This window comes from Streptomyces sp. CC53, from assembly GCF_001865245.1.
Lineage (GTDB): Bacteria > Actinomycetota > Actinomycetes > Streptomycetales > Streptomycetaceae > Streptomyces.
On the sequence record NZ_MKXB01000227.1, the window covers coordinates 30,614 to 46,548 of the forward strand.

Sequence of the window (15,935 nt, forward strand, 5' to 3'; positions counted from 1 at the left end):
AAGGACGATGAAGAAGGCATCGACACCACGACGAGAGGAACCGGGATGCGGCCCACTCAGGCGAAGGACCATCCTGCGGCCGCCCCGCCGCCCGTCCCCCGCCTGGTGGCCCCGCCGGAGCCTCCCCGGCACGAGCGGCCGGACCGGCCCGCCACCGGCCGGGCGCACGCCCGCGGGGCTTCCGAGGGCGCTGCGCCCCTGCACCTCGCGGCCCCTCTGCGCCGTGTGGCGGCCGCGCACCCCGCGGACCCGGGCGCCGCTGACGTGACCGGCGCGCAGACGGACCCCGTGGGCAGGACCGCCGCGGGTGGGGGGACGGCGGCCGTGGACGCCGTCGACACGGACGTGCCCGCCGCCGTCGGCCGGGTGCTGGAACAGGTGCTCGCGGACCGGCTCGCACGGGCCCGTGCCCTGGACGGCCGCTTCGCACACGAACTCGCCGGGCAGGTCGCCCGGTTCACGCAGGGCGGCGGCAAGCGCACCCGGTCGCAGCTCGTCTGGTGGGCGATGCGCGCCTGCGGCGGATCCGGTGAGGAATCCGCCACGGCGGCGCTGCGGATCGGCGCGGCCCTCGAACTGCTGCAGACCTGCGCGCTGGTCCACGACGACGTGATGGACGGCTCGACGCTGCGCCGCGGTCGCCCCGCCCTGCACACCGAGGTGCGCGACCGGCACGCGGGCGCCGCGGCGCCGTCCCGCGCCGCCCGTTTCGGTGAGGCGGCCGCGATCCTGGCCGGGGACCTCGCGCTGGCGTGGGCGGACGACGTCGTGGCCGAACTGGCCCTGGACCCGTGGACGGCGACCGTGGTGCACCGCCTGTGGAGCGACATGCGGACGGAGATGGTGGCCGGTCAGTTCCTCGACCTGCAGGGCCAGCTCACCGGGTCGCGCTCCCAGGCGCGCGCCCTGCGGGCCGCCTGCCTCAAGAGCGCGCTGTACTCGGTGGAGCGGCCCCTCGCCCTGGGCGCCGCCGTCGCCGGCGCGGAGGCCCGCACCCTCCAGGCGCTGTGCTCGGCCGGGCGCTGCGTGGGCGTGGCCTTCCAGCTCCGCGACGACCTGGACGACGTGTTCGGAGATCCGGCCCGCACCGGCAAGCCGGCCGGTGGCGACATCCGCGAGGGCAAGCCGACGTATCTGGTCGCCGTGGCGACGGCACGCGCCGCGGCCGCGTCGGACCGGCACGCCCTGAACGTGCTGGACCGGGCGCTCGGCGATCCCGGCCTGAGCCCGGCGGGGCTGGAGGAGGTGCGGGAGGTGCTGGTGCGCACCGGCGCGCGGGCCGCCGTCGAGGCCAGGATCGGCCGCCTGGCCACGCAGGGGCTCCGCCACGTCGACGGCGCGCCGCTCGTCCCGGCCGCCGGCAACCGGTTGCGGGAGCTGCTGGCCGCGACGGCGTCCCGTGCCCCCGGTGAGCCACCGGCCCGCCCGCATCCCGACCCGTCGCCCTCCCCCGCCGGCTCCGGCACGCCGGAGGTGCGGCGATGACCCGCACCGTGACGGGCCGCACGGACCACGTCGTGGTCGTCGGCGCGGGACTGGCCGGTCTGTCGGCCGCCCTGCACCTCCTCGGCTCCGGGCGGCGGGTCACCGTCGTCGAGCGGGACCCGCTGCCCGGCGGACGGGCCGGCCGCCTGGACCTCGGCGGCTACCGGGTCGACACCGGACCGACGGTGCTGACCATGCCCGAGCTCGCCGACGAGGCGTTCGCCGCGGTGGGCGACAGCCTGTTCGACCGGGTGGAGCTGATTCCGCTGCACCCGGCGTACCGGGCGTCGTTCGCGGACGGCACCGCCCTCGACGTGCACACCGACGGCGACGCGATGGCCGCGGAGGTCGAGCGGTTCGCCGGGGCCTCCGAGGCGGCGGGGTACCGGCGGCTGCGCACCTGGCTGGAGCGGCTGTACCGGGCGCAGATGCGCCGCTTCATCGACGCGAACTTCGACTCCCCGCTCGACCTGCTGACCGGCGACCTCGCCCGTCTGGCGGCGCTCGGCGGCTTCGGCCGGCTCGACCGGCGCATCGGCCGGTTCCTGAAGGACGAGCGGCTCCAGCGGGTGTTCTCCTTCCAGGCCCTGTACGCGGGCGTCCCCCCGGCCCGGGCCCTGGCGGCGTACGCGGTGATCGCGTACATGGACACGGTCGCCGGGGTCTACTTCCCGCGCGGCGGCATGCACGCCCTGCCGCAGGCCATGACGGACGCCGCCGCCGACGCGGGGGCCGAGCTGCGGTTCGGCGAGGAGGTCGCCCGGCTGGAGCGGTCGGGTGACCGGATCACCGCCGTCGTGACGGGCGAGGACCGCATCCCGTGCGACGCGGTCGTGCTGACGCCCGACCTGCCCGTCGCGTACCGGCTCCTCGGCGGGAGCCCCCGCAGGCCGGTGCGGCTGCGGCACTCCCCGTCCGCGGTCGTGCTGCACGCGGGCACGGACCGCACCTGGCCGCACCTCGCCCACCACACGATCTCGTTCGGCGCGGCCTGGCGGTCCACGTTCGACGAACTCACCCGCGAGGGGCGGCTGATGAGCGATCCGTCACTGCTGGTCACCCGGCCCACGGCGACCGATCCGTCGCTCGCCCCGCCGGGCCGCCACCTGCACTACATCCTCGCCCCCTGCCCCAACACGGACCTCGGGCCGGGAGCCGCCGCGTGGGGCGACCTCGGCCCGCGCTACCGGGACGCCCTCCTGCGGGAGTTGGAGCGGCGCGGCCTCGACGGGATCGGGGCGGCCATCGACGAGGAGTGCCTCGTCACCCCGGCCGACTGGCTCGGGCAGGGTCACGCCGCGGGCACGCCGTTCTCGGCGGCCCACACGTTCCTGCAGACGGGCCCCTTCCGGCCACGGAACCTGGTGCGCGGCACGGCGAACGCCGTACTCGCCGGCTGCGGCACCACTCCGGGCGTCGGGGTGCCGACCACCCTGGTGTCGGGGAAGCTGGCGGCGGCCCGCATCACCGGCGGCGCACGCTCCGCCGCCCGTACGGCGCCCGCACGAGCCGAGGGGACCCCCGTATGACCGGCCGCGAACTCGACGCCGCGGGCATCACCGACCCGGCCCTGCGGGCCGCCTACCGCCGGTGCCGGGCGCTCAACGCGGCCCACGGCAGGACGTACTTCCTCGCGACCCGGCTGCTGCCGGCGGAGCGCAGGCCGGCCGTGCACGCGCTGTACGGGTTCGCCCGGTGGGCCGACGACATCGTGGACTCCCTCGACTCAGGGGCGGACCACGCCGCGCGGGAGGCGCGGTTGGCGCAGCTCCAGCAGCGGCTGGACAAGGGGCTGCGGCACGGCGCGGACGACGAGCCGGTGGTGCTGGCCGTCGCCGACACCGCACGCCGGTACGCGATCGACCACGACCACTTCCGCGACTTCATGGCGGCGATGCGCTCCGACCTCGTGGTGGCGGACTACCCGACGTACGCCGACCTGCGCGGCTACATGCACGGCTCGGCGGCCGTCATCGGGCTGCAGATGCTGCCGGTGCTGGGCACGGTGGTGCCGCGCGAGGAGGCCGCGCCGCACGCGGCCGCCCTGGGCGTGGCCTTCCAGCTGACGAACTTCCTGCGGGACGTGGGCGAGGACCTCGACCGGGGCCGTGTGTACGTGCCGGCGGACCTGCTCGCCGGGCACGGCGTGGACCGGGAGCTGCTGCGCTGGTGCCGGGACTCGGGGCGCGACGACCGCCGGGTGACCGCCGCGCTGCGGGAGTTCGAGGCGTTGACCCGCCGCGTCTACCGGGAGGCGGAGCCCGGTCTGGGGATGCTCGACCCGGTGGCGCGGCCCTGCATCCGCACCGCGTTCGTCCTCTACGGCAGCATCCTCGGCGCCGTGGCCCGGGACGGCTACGCGGTGCTGCACCGCCGCTCGGTGGTGCCGCGGCGGACCCGCGCGGCGGTCGCGGCCGACGGGCTGGTCCGGGTGGCCGCCGCGCGGCTGCGGCACCACCGCCGGTCCCGTACCGCGCCCGCCGTCCCGCCTGCCGCCCCTGCCCGTCCGGTCTCCGAGGAGGTCGCGTGAACCCCCGGCCCCGCGCCCGTCTGCCCCTGTCGCTGCGGCGCCGCCCCGTCCCGTGGGACCGGCAGCGGCCCACCTGGCGCGACGCCAGGCCGGGCGTGATCGCGGACGCGCTGAAACGGGCCCAGGCCCGCCCGTCGGGCAACTGGTACGTCCTCGGCGCCGGCGACGCGGTGCGGCCCGACCGCCCGTTGGCCGGCACGGTGGCGGGCCGCGAAGTGGTCGTGTGGCGCGGCGCCGGGGGGCGCCTCCATGCCGGTCCCGGGGTCTGCCCCCACCTGGGGGCGCCCCTGGCGGACAGTCCCGTCCGGTGCGGCACGCTGGTGTGCCACTGGCACGGGCTCGCCCTGGACGGTTCGCCGTTCGCGGGTTGGGAGCCGCTGCCCGTCTTCGACGACGGGGTCCTCGTCTGGGTGCGGCTGGACGAGGCCGGCGGTGAGGAACCGCTCGACGCACCCGTCGTGCCGGTCCGCCCGGCGCCCGGCAGCGGGTTGGCGGCCGTGTACAGGGGCGTCGGGGTCTGCGAGCCCGAGGACGTGGTGGCGAACCGCCTGGACCCGTGGCACGGGGCCTGGTACCACCCGTACTCGTTCGTCGACCTGACGGTGGTCGGCGCCCCCGGTGACGACGGTGACGGCTTCACCGTCGACGTGTCCTTCAAGGTGGCGGGGCGGCTGGTGGTCCCGGTCCGGGCGGTGTTCACCGCTCCCGAGCCGCGGACCGTCGTCATGCACATCACCGAGGGGGAGGGGGTGGGCTCCGTGGTGGAGACCCACGCCACCCCGATGGGGACCGACGACCGGGGGCGTCCGCGCACGGCGGTGACGGAGGCCGTCGTGGCGGCCTCGGACCGGCCGGGGTTCGCCTTCGTCCGCCGGGCCGCCCCGCTGCTGCGGCCGGTGGTGCGGACCGCGGCGGGGCGGCTCTGGCGGGACGACCTCGCGTACGCGGAGCGCCGGTGGGAGCTGCGGTCGTCGGGCCGGTTCCCGGGCTGACACCCGGCCCCGCTCGCCGGGGCGGGCGGGCGGTGGCCGGGCGCCCGTCCCGGCATGGTGGCCCAGTGCCGGGCACGGTCGTGGAGGAGTGGGGCGCGCCGCCTGCCGCCGGGGGCTGTGCCGGGTCGGCCGGGGAGTCGGCCCGGCGGGGGCCCCTGCCGGGCTTCGGGATCAGAAGGCGTACCGGACGGTGAGCCAGGGGGCGTGGCGCTGGATCGTGGCGCGCAGCGCGGCCACCGCCTCCGCCTTGACCCCGTTGCGGTAGCGGACGTTGAGGGCTCCGTTCTCGGAGCGCTTGGCCTGCTGGAGCTCAGGACGCCACAGCACCTCCTCGGCGCGGGGGTGCCAGCCGAGGTTGACCGCGTGCAGGTCCTGGTTGTGGGTCAGCATGATGACCTCGGCGGCGGCCTGCCGCTTCACCCGCTCCGGCAGGACGTCGTCGAGGTGCCGCAGGAGCTCTGCCCAGGCGTCCTGCCAGCCGGGGCGGACGACCACGGGCGAGAGGTTGAAGTGCACTTCGTAGCCGGCGTCCAGGAAGTCCGCGGCGGCGGCGATGCGTTCGGCGACGGGCGAGGTCCGCACGTCGAGGAGGCGTGCGTCGTCCGGTGGCATGAGGGAGAAGCGGATCCGCGTCCGTCCGCGCGGGTCGAGCACGAGCAGGTCGGGGTTGACGAACTTGGTGGCGAAGGACGCCTTGGCGGTGGGCCACCCGCGGAAGGCGCGCACGAGGTCGGCGGTGTTGTCGCAGATCAGGGCGTCCACCGAGCAGTCGCCGTTCTCGCCGATGTCGTACACCCAGGACCGGGCGTCGCACTGGTTCGGCTCGGGCTTGGGGCCCTGCTGGGCGATGTGGCGGGCGAGGTGGGCGATGATCCGGTCGATGTTGGTGAAGACGGTGATCGGGTTGGCGTAGCCCTTGCGGCGGGGCACGTAGCAGTAGGCGCAGGCCATCGCGCAGCCGTTGGAGGCGCCGGGGGCGATCCAGTCGGCGGACCGGCCGTTGGGGCGGGTGGTGAGGGTCTTCCTCTCCCCGAGGACGAGCGTCTCGCCCTTGATCCGGACCCAGCGGTCGACGTTGCCCTCGTTGCCGTGCAGGCCGGGAATGCGCCAGTGGGAGTCCACCGTGACCAGCCGGGCGTCCGGGAAGCGGCGCAGGACCTGCCGGCCCCGCGGGGAGGCCGCCGCGGCGGGTTCCGCGTGGATCTCCCGCACGGGCAGCAGCCGGCGTGCCGCCGCCGAGTCCCGGAAGAGCGGTCTGTCCCGCGCTGCGGTCGGCGGCGCCCCGGTGTCGAGGGCGTCCAGGCCGAACAGCGCGCCGGAGTCGTCGTCCGGCCCGGTGGGCGGGAGGTGCATGGGCGCTCCACTACGGGTGGTACGGGGTGCCGGAAGGCACCCCGTACCACCTTACGGGCCCGCTCCTGGGCACGGCGGGGCGCCGCACGACGGCTCCGGCGGGGCGGGTGGGCCGGCCGGGGCGGCGGGCCGCGACGTGTGGCGGTCGGCTCGCTGCGGGCGGACGCGCCTCCCTCACCGCCCGGCGCCGTCCACGGCCCCGGGGCCCGGGCTCGGCCTCGCCGAGGTGTCGGGGAGGGCGCCGCCCGGAGCACGGGGTGCCTCGCCTCCGCGTGGCGCGGCGGCGGACGGTACCGCGGAGGCCCGTGGCGGAGCACTGGAGGTCGGCGTCGGGGGCACGGGAGTGGTCGGCGGAGCGGTCGGGGCCGGCGGTGACAGCGGGGGCGCCGGCGAGGTCGGCGCCGCGGGCCCCGCGAGGTACAGGGGGACCGCGATCACGGCGGTGACCGCGCAGGTCGCCGCCACCCCCGCCGCGGCGCGCAGCGTGCGGCGGCGCGAGGCCGCACGGCGGATCTGCGCGTAGCGGCCCGGCGGTGGTGCCAGGTGCCCGGCGGGGGCGCGCAGGAGCACCGCGAGGGGGTCGTCGGGCGTGGGGCCGGGGACGTGCGCGTCGTCGTCAGGGCGTGGGGTCAAGGCTTCTCCTCAGGTGGGTGCGGAGCAGTTCGCGGGCCGCGTGGAGGTCGGCCTTGACGGTTCCTTCCTTGCGCCCGGTCAGCAGGGACACCTCCCGGATCGGCATGTCAGCGTAGTAGTGGAGGAGGATCGGCACGCGCAGTCGCTCCGGCAGGGACTGGACGAGCAGGCGCACCGACGGGTCGGCCTGCTCGTGGGGGCCGTGCGCCTCGGCTTCCGTGCGGACCCGGCGCATGGCCCGGCGCTCGCGTTCCCGCTTGCGCCAGTGGTCCCGTACGAGGTTGGCGGCGGTGACGTAGAGGAACCCGCGCGGCTCCTCCACGCGGCTCCAGCGGGCCCAGAGGCGGGTGAAGGACTCGGAGGCGATCTCGTGGGCGGTGCCGTCGTCGTCGACGAGACCGCGGCACCAGCCGGCCAGGCGCGGATACAGGGCGGCGAACAGCTCGGAGGCCGCCGCGTCTCGGGACTCTTTCAACGCTCTCCATGGTCGTGGGGGTCGCGTACGGGACGTTCGGGCTGCCGGGCCGCGCGGCGCGTTCCGCACGGCCCGGGCTAGGCCCGCCGCGCGGCACGGCCGCGTCAGAGCGGCCCAGGCCCGCCCGGGCCGCGGCGGGGCGTCAGGGGGCCGCCGTGGGGCCCGGTGCGGCGAAGACGATGACGTTGTCGCGGTAGTCGTCGCCCGTGCGGGGGCCGCCGCAGGTGACGAGCCGGAGCCGCGGCCCTTCGGTGTCGCCGTACACGGCGTCCGCGGGGAACCGCGCCTTGGCGACGGTCCGGACGGCGCCGACGGTGAACTCTGCCGTCCGGCCGTCCGCCGCGTGCGTCGTGATCCGGTCGCCCGGGCGCAGCCGGCCCAGGTGGCGGAACACCCCGTCCCCGTACGGGCCCACGGTGACGTGGCCGAGGATGACGGACGGGCCGGGCAGTCCCGGCGGTGGCGAGTGCCGGTACCAGCCCGCCTGGTCGTGCGGGGCGACCGGGGGCACCTCCACGGTGCCGTCGGGCGCGAGGCCGAGCCGCATGACGGGGGTGTCGACGCCGATCGCCGGGATCCGCAGCCGGACGGGGGACGAACGCCCGAGGAGGCGGCCAGCATCCTGCGGCGGTGGGAGCGGCGTGCCGCCGGGCCCCGTCCCCGCCGCCTCGTGGGCGCCTTCCGGTGCCCGCCGCGCGACGGGTTCCCTCCGGGCGGGGCCGTGCGCCGCGCAGCCGGTCGGGACCAGGGCCGCCACCACCGCGCAGAACGCGCGCCTGGAGTGCGGTGTCATGCTCCGCCGGCCCGTCGGCGCCGTACGACGAGGGCCGCCGCTCCGCCGGCGGCGAGCACCGCGGCCGCACCGCCGGCGAGCCCGCCCCGGTCCGCCCCGGGCGCCGGGACGGCCGCCGGCACTCCGGTGTCCGGTGCGCCGGACGGTACGACGGATACCTGGCCGCTGTCGGCGGCCCGGGGTGGAACGGCCGACGGCACCGAGGGGACGGGGGACGGGCCGCCGGTCGGCGCGGTGCGGGCGGCAGGGGCCGCGGAAGGGGCGGCGTCCATGTCGGGGACCGGTTCGGCGCGGGGTGTCGGGACGGCGGCGACCGAGGGGGCGGCGGCCGCACCGGGCACCGGGGACGGGGACGCCTCGTGGGCGGACGCGGGCGCGGCGGCCGCCAGCAGGGCGGTGCAGCCGAGGGCCGTGAGGCTGAGGACGGTACGGCGCATGGTGGTGGCTTCTCCTTCGTCGGCGGCCCGTGGCGGACCGGGTGACAGGTCGAGCGGAGAGACGACGCGAAGGCAGCGCGGGTTGTAAAGAGACGGCAAAGCCGCCGGTGCCGGCCGGTGGCGCGGGCCCCGCTCCTCCTGGGAGACCCACGGGTCCCGCCGAGGGGCCGGCCGGGGTCTGAACGGTGCCGGGTAGCCCGGCCCGCTCCCTGGCGGCGGGACTCCGACCGGGGGGCGGCGGCCCGTCCGAGGGGCGCAGTGCTGTGATGATCCGCACAGGTAGCCCTCCCGGGGCGTCGTAGGCCCGCCGCCGCCCCGGTCGTCTTCCGCCCTCACCGCCCGCACCGCTGACGGCGGTTCCCCGCCGGTCGGGCGGCGCCCGGGCCGCGGATCGCGCGACGGCTTCACCCCCGTGCCGTACGGCCCGGCGCAGCGGCGGACGGCGTCGGCGCGGAAGGACGAGTCACCGCGCCGCCCCGGGGTGGCGGACCGCCTCCCGTCCGTGTGCCGTGGGCGGGTCGGTACGGTGGGGGCAGGCCGCGGCGCCCGGGGCTGTGGGAAGGCCGGCGGAGGCGTCGGAGATCACCTCGGCGCGCTCCCCGCTAACGTGAGGGTATGAGTCATCCACATCCCGGCCTGAAGCCCGCACCGCCACTGCCCCGAGGAGGGCTCAGGGTCGTCGCCCTGGGCGGTCTGGGCGAGATCGGCCGCAACATGACGGTGTTCGAACATGCCGGCAAGCTGCTCGTCGTGGACTGCGGGGTGCTGTTCCCCGAGGAGACGCAGCCGGGCGTGGACGTGATCCTGCCGGACTTCACCTCCATCCGGGACCGGCTGGACGACATCGTGGCCGTGGTGCTGACCCACGGGCACGAGGACCACATCGGCGGTGTGCCGTACCTGCTGCGGGAGCGGCGGGACATCCCGGTCGTCGGGTCGAAGCTGACCCTGGCCTTCCTGGAGGCCAAGCTGAAGGAACACCGCATCCAGCCGCGGTCGGTGCGGGTGAAGGAAGGCGACCGGCGGAGGTTCGGGCCGTTCGAGTGCGAGTTCGTGGCGGTCAACCACTCGATCCCGGACGGGCTCGCGGTGGCGATCCGCACGGCGGCCGGCCTGGTGCTGCACACCGGCGACTTCAAGATGGACCAGTTCCCGCTCGACGACCGCATCACCGACCTGCGGGCCTTCGCGCGGCTCGGCGAGGAGGGCGTCGACCTGTTCCTCACGGACTCCACCAACGCGGAGGTCCCCGGCTTCACCACGTCCGAGCGCGAACTGAACCCGGCCATCGAGCAGGTGATGAGGACCTCCCCGCGGCGGGTCATCGTCTCCAGCTTCGCCAGTCACGTGCACCGCATCCAGCAGGTCCTCGACGCCGCCCACCAGTACGACCGCAAGGTCGCCTTCGTGGGCCGCTCGATGGTCCGCAACATGGGCATCGCCCGCGAACTGGGCTACCTGAACGTCCCGTCCGGCCTCGTGGTGGACGCGAAGGAGTTGGAGAAGCTCCCCGACCACCGGATCGCCCTGGTGTGCACCGGCTCCCAGGGCGAGCCGATGGCCGCGCTGTCCCGGATGGCGAACCGGGACCACGTGATCCGCATCGGCGAGGGCGACACCGTCCTGCTCGCCAGCTCCCTCATCCCCGGCAACGAGAGCGCCATCTACCGGGTGATCAACGGGCTGACCCGGTGGGGCGCCAACGTCGTCCACAAGGGCAACGCCAAGGTCCACGTGTCCGGACACGCCAGCGCCGGTGAGCTCGTCTACTGCTACAACATCGTCAAGCCCCGCAACGTCATGCCCGTGCACGGTGAGTGGAAGCACCTGCGGGCCAACGCCGACCTCGCCATCCGGACCGGCGTCGACCCCGACCGGGTCGTCATCGCCGAGGACGGCGTCGTCGTCGACCTGGTCGACGGCCGCGCCGCCATCACCGGCAAGGTGCCCGCCGGGTACGTCTACGTCGACGGCATGACGGTGGGCGGCGCCACCGAGGCGTCCCTGAAGGACCGCCGCACACTCTCCGAGGAGGGGGTCGTCACGGTCGTGGCGATCGTCGACGCCGACACCGGCGCGCTCGCCGAGCCGCCGGACTTCCTGGCCCGCGGGTTCGTCCACGACCAGGCCACCTTCGAGTCCGCCGTCCCGGTCATCGAGAAGACGCTGGCGGCAGCGGCGGAGGAAGGCATCGGGGACGCGCACCAGCTGGAGCAGCTCATCGCGCGGTCCGTCGCGAACTGGGCCTTCCGCACCTACCGCCGCAAGCCCCTGATCATCCCCGTCATCATCGACGCCTGACGGCTCGGGCCGATCGGCCCGTACCCCTCCCCCACCCCACCACGGCGGCCCCGGGTGCGCGCACCCGCCCGTCCGGCGACACGACAGAGGCGGAACCCGGATGAGCAGCCGCTTCCAGGAGATCGACTGGCGTCCGACGCCCCTCGGCGACCTCAGTCTGCGGCGCCGGCGGGACCCGGCGTCCGGGGCCGACGTCCACGAGGTGAAACTCGGCGACGCGTTCCTGATGTCCAGCCTGTTCACGGCCGGCGAGACGGCGCTCGCCCGACTCGCCCTGGCGTGGCTGCCGGACGGCGCGTCGGGCCCCGCCGGGCGGGACTCCGCCGTCGCGCGGCCCGGCGCCCGGCTGGACGTCGCCGTGGGCGGGCTCGGCCTCGGGTACACCGCCCGCGCCGCGCTGGACGACCCCCGGGTCCGCTCGCTGACCGTCGTGGAGGCGCTCGCCGAGGTGATCGACTGGCACCGGCGCGGGCTGGTCCCGCTCGGGGCGGGCCTGGCCTCCGACGCCCGCTGCCGGTTCGTGCACGGTGACTTCTTCGCCCTGGCGGCGGAACCCGGCGGCTTCGACCCGCGGACGCCGGGCCGCCGCTTCCACGCCGTCCTGCTGGACGTCGACCACTCACCGCGCCACGTGCTGCACCCCCGGCACGCCGCGCTGTACGAGCCCGCGGGGCTCCGCGCCCTCACCGAGCGCCTCCACCCCGGCGGGGTCTTCGCCCTGTGGTCGAACGACCCGCCGGACGACGCGTTCACCGCCTCCCTCGCCGGGGTCTTCGCGGAGGCGGCGGCCACAGTCGTCGACTTCCCGAACCCCGTCCAGGGCGGCACGTCGGCGAACACCGTCTACCTGGCCCGCACCCGCGCGGGGGCCGGGCCGTCCTGAGCGCGCGTCACGCCGGACGCGGCCGGCGACTCGGGCAGTGACCGGCACGGGGCTTGGCCCCTGCCCGCACGGTGCTCCGCCCCGGCCCGGCACCCGCGGGGCCCCGCCGCCGGCTCTCCCCCGGCGACCCTGCGGACACCTGCTCCGCCAGCGGCGTGATCGCCCGGCCGGCCCGGTCACCCGGCCAGCCGGTCAGCCGGTCAGCGACGCCAGCACGTCCAGGGCCCGGGGCGCGTCGTCGTACGGCACGAAGAGGTGGTCGTGGTGGAGACCGGCGACGACGTTGCAGCTGAGCCCGGCCGTGGCGAGCGCCGTGGCGAAGGCCGCGGTCAGGCCCACCGCGTCCAGGGCGGAGTGCACCCGCAGGGTGATCCACGCGGCCACGTAGTCGTAGGCCAGGCCCTCGCGGTCGGCGTCCTCACGGGGCACGACGAGGGTCAGTCCCTCGTCCTCCAGGACCGTGGCGACCGGTCGCACGCCCGTCGGGACGGCGCCGGCCGGGGCCAGCGTGAACACGTACTGCCCGTCGTTGAGCCGGGGGCTCATCGAAGCGAGCAGGGCACGGAGGTTCTTCTCTCCTGACACGGTGCCTCCTGGGGGCGTCGGTGTGCCGGTGCCGTCGGTCGACCGCGGAGCGAGGGCGCCCGCAGGCATCTTCCCGCGCGTGGACCCGGCGCATGGCCCTCCACCGATCGAAGCGGACATCGGCATCCTCCTGCGCGCGGGCCCGGTGCCCCTCCGCAAGGAGCGGAAGCGCCCTCAGGTCTTCGCCGCGGGCATGCGGTCCGCAGGTGTCGCAGCCGAGGGCGCGAAGCGGCGCGGCGGCGGCAGGGCACGTGCCGGGCCAAGGACATCCCGTAGCAGCCCGCGTCCGTGAAGGGAAGGACACCGGTGCTGGAGAGCGCCGGGGTGCCGTCGGACGCGTGGTGCGGGTGAGATCCCGTCTCGGCGTGGTCGGTGCACCCGTGCCGTCAGCGGTCGTCCACCCCCGACGCGTGCCGGACGGTCCCCGACCGTGTCCCGCAAGAACGGTCAAGGGGCCGTTCCAGATTCCTCTGAAACGGCCCCTGACCTGCGACTCTTTCGAGTCGGGACGACAGGATTTGAACCTGCGACCCCTTGACCCCCAGTCAAGTGCGCTACCAAGCTGCGCCACGTCCCGTTGCCCGTCTGACCTGGGGTTTCCCCAGGCCCGGCGTGCACGAGAACAATACCGCACTCCGAGTGGTGATCACGAACCGCTTACCGGCCGGTCCGGGTCCCGTGTCAGACGGCCGGGGGCGTGCCGTCCTCGTGGCGGTGGATCTGCTCCACCAGCTCCGCCGCCATGGCCTTGATCGTGTCCAGTCCGGCCCGCCCCCAGGGGCGGGGCCGGGTGTCCGCCACGCAGACCGTGCCGAGCACCGTGCCCGTGCGGTCGATCAGCGGTGCGCCGAGGTACGAGCGGATGCCGATCTCGTCGACGACGGGGTTCCCGGCGAACCGCGGGTAGTCGCAGACGTCCTCCAGGACGAGCGCCTTGCGGCGGACCACCACGTGGGGGCAGTAGCCGTGGTCGCGGGCCAGGGAGCGGGGCAGGCCGCCGCCCGCGGTCGCGGAGCGGGGGCCGGTGTACGTGCCGGTGAAGGAGCCGGCCGGGGTGTGGAGGCCCGCGAAGAACTGCCGGGTCTCGTCGATGAAGTTGACCATCCCGTACGGCGCCTGGGTGACCTCGGTGAGTCGCCGCGCGAACGCGTCGAAGGCCGGGTCGGGGCGCTGCCCGAGGCCGAGTCGGCGCAGCCGCTGCGCGCGGCGGGGTGCCTCCTCGTCGTAGGGGGTCAGGCGCAGGTGCGCCGCGGGGTGGTGGGTCATCACGGTGCTCCGTAGCTGGGTGCCGGGGCGGGGGCGGGGTGCGTGACGAGCAGGTACCGGACCAGGGTGACCAGGGTCCGGATGCCTGACCCGGTGTTCCTGGCGTCGCACAGCACGACGGGGACCTCCGGGGCGAGGCCGAGGGCGGCGCGCACCTCGTCGGGGTCGTAGTGGTGGGAGCCGTCGAACTCGTTCACGGCCACGGCGAACCGGATGCCGCGCCCTTCGAAGAAGTCGACGGCGGAGAAGGAGTCCTGGAGGCGCCGGGTGTCGGCGAGGACGACCGCGCCGAGCGCCCCTTCGGAGAGCTCGTCCCAGAGGAACCAGAAGCGCTCCTGCCCGGGCGTGCCGAACAGGTACAGCACGTGCCGCCGGTCGAGGGTGATCCTGCCGAAGTCCATGGCGACGGTGGTCGTCGCCTTGGACTCGACACCGTCCAGGCTGTCGGTGCCGGCGCCGGCCTGGGTGAGCAGTTCCTCCGTGCTGAGCGGCGGGATCTCGCTCACCGCGCCGACGAACGTCGTCTTGCCCGCGCCGAAGCCGCCCGCGACGAGGATCTTGACGGCGGTGGGGAAGGCGTCGCCGCCGTCGTCCCGGCGGTCAGAGCCGTCGTCGTAGGCCATCGAGCACTGCCTCCAGCAGGGAACGGTCGGTGCGGTGGGCGTGGTGGCGGGGGGCGCGCGCCGTCAGGGCGCCGCAGTCCACGAGGTCCGACAGGAGGACCTTGGTGATGACGGCGGGCAGCCTGAGGTGGGCGGCGACCTCGGCCACGGAGGTCGGTCCGCCGCACAGCCCGAGGGCGGTCGCGTGCTCGGGCCCGAGGGGCGAAGCCGGCAGCCGCCCGGTCGCCCGCACGAGGGAGAGCAGGTCCAGCGCTGTCGAGGGCCGGGTGCGGCCGGCGCTCACGGTGTAGGGGCGCACGAGGCGGCCGGCCGCGTCGTCGAGCCAGGGGCCCTCCTGCCGGGGCAGCACGTTCAGTGCCCCGGGGTGCCCGGCGCGGCGGCGGCCCGCCGCGGCGGGGTGGTGAGGTAGGGCCGGACGCTCTTGACCAGCATGGTCATCTCGTAGCCGAGGATGGCCGTGTCCGTCTCGCGGCCCGCGATGACGGCGAGGCAGGAACCGGAGCCGGCGGCGGCGACGAACAGCAGGGTCGCGTCGAGTTCCACGACGACCTGGCGGACGTCTTCGCCGTCACCGAAGCGGCTGCCCGCGCTGCGGCCCAGCGAGTGGAGCCCGGAGGCGAGGGCCGCCAGGTGGTCGGCGCTGTCGGTGTCCAGGCCGTGGACCGACTTGACGAGGCCGTCGGAGGAGAGCAGGACCGCACTGCGGGCGTGCGGGACGCGCCGGACCAGTCCGTCCAGCAGCCAGTCGAGGTCGGGGGCGTTGCCGGTCTGCACATCGGTCGTCATGGTGCGTCACTCCTCGTGTGTGTCGTCGTGTCGCCACGGCGCGGTGCCGGTCCCGGGCGGGGCGCCGGGCCCTGCGGGCAGGTCGGCGGCGGGCATCGACTCCGCGAGGGCGATGCCCCGCTGGAAGGCCGCCATGAGTCCGGGGTCGTGCAGGGCCTCGTCGCCGTGCGCCGGGTCTCGCACCGGAGGCCGGGCGGGGCCGCCGCGCAGTTGGGGCGCCAGGTGCTCCTGCGCGCGGCGCTTGGGGAGCAGGGGCCGGGCCTCGGGCCCGCTGCCGCCCCTCCGTGCGTGGCGGGGGTGCGGCGGTCCGGCCCCCTGGCCGCCCGGGCGGTGCTCCGGTCCGTCGACGTGGTCGTCCGCGGGGTACGGCCCGTCCTCCGCGGGGGGCGGCCAGGCGTGGCCGACGGCGTGGTCCGGGGGGTACGGCCCCCCTGCCCCCGCCAGGAGGTCCGCGCCGCACGGATCGGGTTGCCCGGCCCGGTGGCCTCCGGAGGGGTGGGGCCCCGCCGCCACGGTCGAGTGCGGCGCGGGCCGTCCGGTCCACTGGTCCGCCGCGTACGGCTCCGGCGCCTCCGTCCACGCGTGCGGCTGCAGGGGCCGCGGCGCGGGCTGGACGTTCCCGCCCGGCCACGTGGTGGGCTCGTAGGGGACGGCTTGGGGCGGTGTCCGGCGGTCGGGCGCGGTCGCCGGGTGCGGGATGCCCGGCGGGGTCGCGGCGGCGGGCGCCGGACCGGGGGCGGTGGGGCCGGGCGGCGGGGACGCGGCGGCCGGCGCGGCGTGGCGGGGACCTGCG

At 76.2% G+C, this 15,935-nt stretch carries 16 protein-coding genes, 1 tRNA gene and 1 pseudogene; 6 read left to right on the forward strand and 12 right to left on the reverse strand.

Features of this window, described 5'->3' with window-relative positions:
• Positions 1-45: 45 nt before the first annotated feature.
• From BJP40_RS29765 to BJP40_RS29780, 4 genes are read left to right on the forward strand one after another with little or no spacing between them, the layout of a single operon-like run.
• On the forward strand, positions 46-1,485 hold the full coding sequence (locus BJP40_RS29765; RefSeq protein WP_079171568.1) for a polyprenyl synthetase family protein: 1,440 nt from the start codon (positions 46-48) through the stop codon (positions 1,483-1,485).
• Positions 1,482-3,014 (forward strand): phytoene desaturase, encoded by a 1,533-nt coding sequence (locus BJP40_RS29770; RefSeq protein WP_071283753.1) that lies wholly within the window; start codon positions 1,482-1,484, stop codon positions 3,012-3,014. Before BJP40_RS29765 ends, BJP40_RS29770 begins: the two co-directional genes overlap by 4 nt.
• A complete protein-coding gene (locus tag BJP40_RS29775) occupies positions 3,011-4,015 on the forward strand; it encodes a phytoene/squalene synthase family protein (protein WP_071283756.1) in 1,005 nt (334 codons plus the stop codon). The genes BJP40_RS29770 and BJP40_RS29775 overlap by 4 nt, the downstream gene beginning before the upstream one ends.
• Positions 4,012-5,007, forward strand: coding sequence for a DUF5914 domain-containing protein (locus tag BJP40_RS29780; RefSeq protein ID WP_071283759.1), 996 nt, complete (start codon positions 4,012-4,014; stop codon positions 5,005-5,007). The genes BJP40_RS29775 and BJP40_RS29780 overlap by 4 nt, the downstream gene beginning before the upstream one ends.
• Before the next feature lie 171 nt (positions 5,008-5,178).
• On the opposite strand, the gene BJP40_RS29785 is transcribed toward BJP40_RS29780, so the two are convergent.
• The 5 genes from BJP40_RS29785 to BJP40_RS29805 all read right to left on the reverse strand — a co-directional run bounded on the left by BJP40_RS29785 (position 5,179) and on the right by BJP40_RS29805 (position 8,698).
• Complete coding sequence (locus tag BJP40_RS29785) at positions 5,179-6,360, reverse strand: spore photoproduct lyase family protein (RefSeq protein WP_071283762.1); 1,182 nt, start codon at positions 6,358-6,360, stop codon at positions 5,179-5,181.
• A 174-nt stretch (positions 6,361-6,534) separates the two neighbouring features.
• Entirely contained in the window at positions 6,535-6,993 is a 459-nt protein-coding gene (locus tag BJP40_RS33405) for a hypothetical protein (RefSeq protein ID WP_107416897.1), read from the reverse strand.
• Positions 6,977-7,468 carry an RNA polymerase sigma factor gene (locus tag BJP40_RS29795; RefSeq protein WP_071283764.1) on the reverse strand — a complete coding sequence of 164 codons (492 nt, stop codon included), beginning with the start codon at positions 7,466-7,468 and terminating at the stop codon, positions 6,977-6,979. The genes BJP40_RS33405 and BJP40_RS29795 overlap by 17 nt, the downstream gene beginning before the upstream one ends.
• Before the next feature lie 142 nt (positions 7,469-7,610).
• Positions 7,611-8,261 (reverse strand): class F sortase, encoded by a 651-nt coding sequence (locus tag BJP40_RS29800; RefSeq protein ID WP_071283767.1) that lies wholly within the window; start codon positions 8,259-8,261, stop codon positions 7,611-7,613.
• Positions 8,258-8,698 carry a hypothetical protein gene (locus BJP40_RS29805; protein WP_071283770.1) on the reverse strand — a complete coding sequence of 147 codons (441 nt, stop codon included), beginning with the start codon at positions 8,696-8,698 and terminating at the stop codon, positions 8,258-8,260. Before BJP40_RS29805 ends, BJP40_RS29800 begins: the two co-directional genes overlap by 4 nt.
• A gap of 615 nt (positions 8,699-9,313) precedes the next feature.
• Here BJP40_RS29805 and BJP40_RS29810 point away from each other — a divergent pair.
• Both BJP40_RS29810 and BJP40_RS29815 read left to right on the forward strand, forming a co-directional pair.
• Positions 9,314-10,999 (forward strand): ribonuclease J, encoded by a 1,686-nt coding sequence (locus BJP40_RS29810; RefSeq protein WP_071268656.1) that lies wholly within the window; start codon positions 9,314-9,316, stop codon positions 10,997-10,999.
• A 100-nt stretch (positions 11,000-11,099) separates the two neighbouring features.
• Complete coding sequence (locus BJP40_RS29815) at positions 11,100-11,882, forward strand: spermidine synthase (RefSeq protein ID WP_071283773.1); 783 nt, start codon at positions 11,100-11,102, stop codon at positions 11,880-11,882.
• Positions 11,883-12,074: 192 nt separating this feature from the next.
• Here the strand turns inward: BJP40_RS29815 and BJP40_RS29820 are convergent, their stop codons facing one another.
• From BJP40_RS29820 to BJP40_RS29850, 7 genes and pseudogenes are all read right to left on the reverse strand, one after another.
• Positions 12,075-12,467 (reverse strand): ACT domain-containing protein, encoded by a 393-nt coding sequence (locus BJP40_RS29820; protein WP_071268654.1) that lies wholly within the window; start codon positions 12,465-12,467, stop codon positions 12,075-12,077.
• Positions 12,468-12,970: 503 nt separating this feature from the next.
• A tRNA-Pro gene (locus BJP40_RS29825) sits at positions 12,971-13,044 on the reverse strand.
• Between the two features lie 104 nt (positions 13,045-13,148).
• Positions 13,149-13,733: a GAF domain-containing protein gene (locus BJP40_RS29830; RefSeq protein WP_071268653.1), complete on the reverse strand. Its 585-nt coding sequence runs from the start codon at positions 13,731-13,733 to the stop codon at positions 13,149-13,151.
• Positions 13,733-14,356, reverse strand: a complete 624-nt coding sequence (locus BJP40_RS29835; protein ID WP_071283776.1) for an ATP/GTP-binding protein — start codon at positions 14,354-14,356, stop codon at positions 13,733-13,735. Before BJP40_RS29835 ends, BJP40_RS29830 begins: the two co-directional genes overlap by 1 nt.
• Positions 14,334-14,711 carry a DUF742 domain-containing protein gene (locus tag BJP40_RS29840; protein ID WP_107416898.1) on the reverse strand — a complete coding sequence of 126 codons (378 nt, stop codon included), beginning with the start codon at positions 14,709-14,711 and terminating at the stop codon, positions 14,334-14,336. The genes BJP40_RS29835 and BJP40_RS29840 overlap by 23 nt, the downstream gene beginning before the upstream one ends.
• Complete coding sequence (locus tag BJP40_RS29845; protein ID WP_071283779.1) at positions 14,708-15,142, reverse strand: roadblock/LC7 domain-containing protein; 435 nt, start codon at positions 15,140-15,142, stop codon at positions 14,708-14,710. Before BJP40_RS29845 ends, BJP40_RS29840 begins: the two co-directional genes overlap by 4 nt.
• 6 nt (positions 15,143-15,148) lie before the next feature.
• A pseudogene (locus BJP40_RS29850) lies at positions 15,149-15,935 on the reverse strand (hypothetical protein); the annotation flags it as partial.

Excerpts from the sequence above, each read along its gene's own strand:
- BJP40_RS29765 (WP_079171568.1), top strand. The coding sequence starts at position 46 with ATGCGGCCCACTCAGGCGAAGGACCATCCTGCGGCCGCCCCGCCGCCC.
- BJP40_RS29770 (WP_071283753.1), top strand. The coding sequence starts at position 1,482 with ATGACCCGCACCGTGACGGGCCGCACGGACCACGTCGTGGTCGTCGGC.
- BJP40_RS29775 (WP_071283756.1), top strand. The coding sequence starts at position 3,011 with ATGACCGGCCGCGAACTCGACGCCGCGGGCATCACCGACCCGGCCCTG.
- BJP40_RS29785 (WP_071283762.1), bottom strand. The coding sequence starts at position 6,360 with ATGCACCTCCCGCCCACCGGGCCGGACGACGACTCCGGCGCGCTGTTC.
- BJP40_RS29800 (WP_071283767.1), bottom strand. The coding sequence starts at position 8,261 with ATGACACCGCACTCCAGGCGCGCGTTCTGCGCGGTGGTGGCGGCCCTG.
- BJP40_RS29805 (WP_071283770.1), bottom strand. The coding sequence starts at position 8,698 with ATGCGCCGTACCGTCCTCAGCCTCACGGCCCTCGGCTGCACCGCCCTG.
- BJP40_RS29810 (WP_071268656.1), top strand. The coding sequence starts at position 9,314 with ATGAGTCATCCACATCCCGGCCTGAAGCCCGCACCGCCACTGCCCCGA.
- BJP40_RS29815 (WP_071283773.1), top strand. The coding sequence starts at position 11,100 with ATGAGCAGCCGCTTCCAGGAGATCGACTGGCGTCCGACGCCCCTCGGC.
- BJP40_RS29830 (WP_071268653.1), bottom strand. The coding sequence starts at position 13,733 with ATGACCCACCACCCCGCGGCGCACCTGCGCCTGACCCCCTACGACGAG.
- BJP40_RS29835 (WP_071283776.1), bottom strand. The coding sequence starts at position 14,356 with ATGGCCTACGACGACGGCTCTGACCGCCGGGACGACGGCGGCGACGCC.
- BJP40_RS29845 (WP_071283779.1), bottom strand. The coding sequence starts at position 15,142 with ATGACGACCGATGTGCAGACCGGCAACGCCCCCGACCTCGACTGGCTG.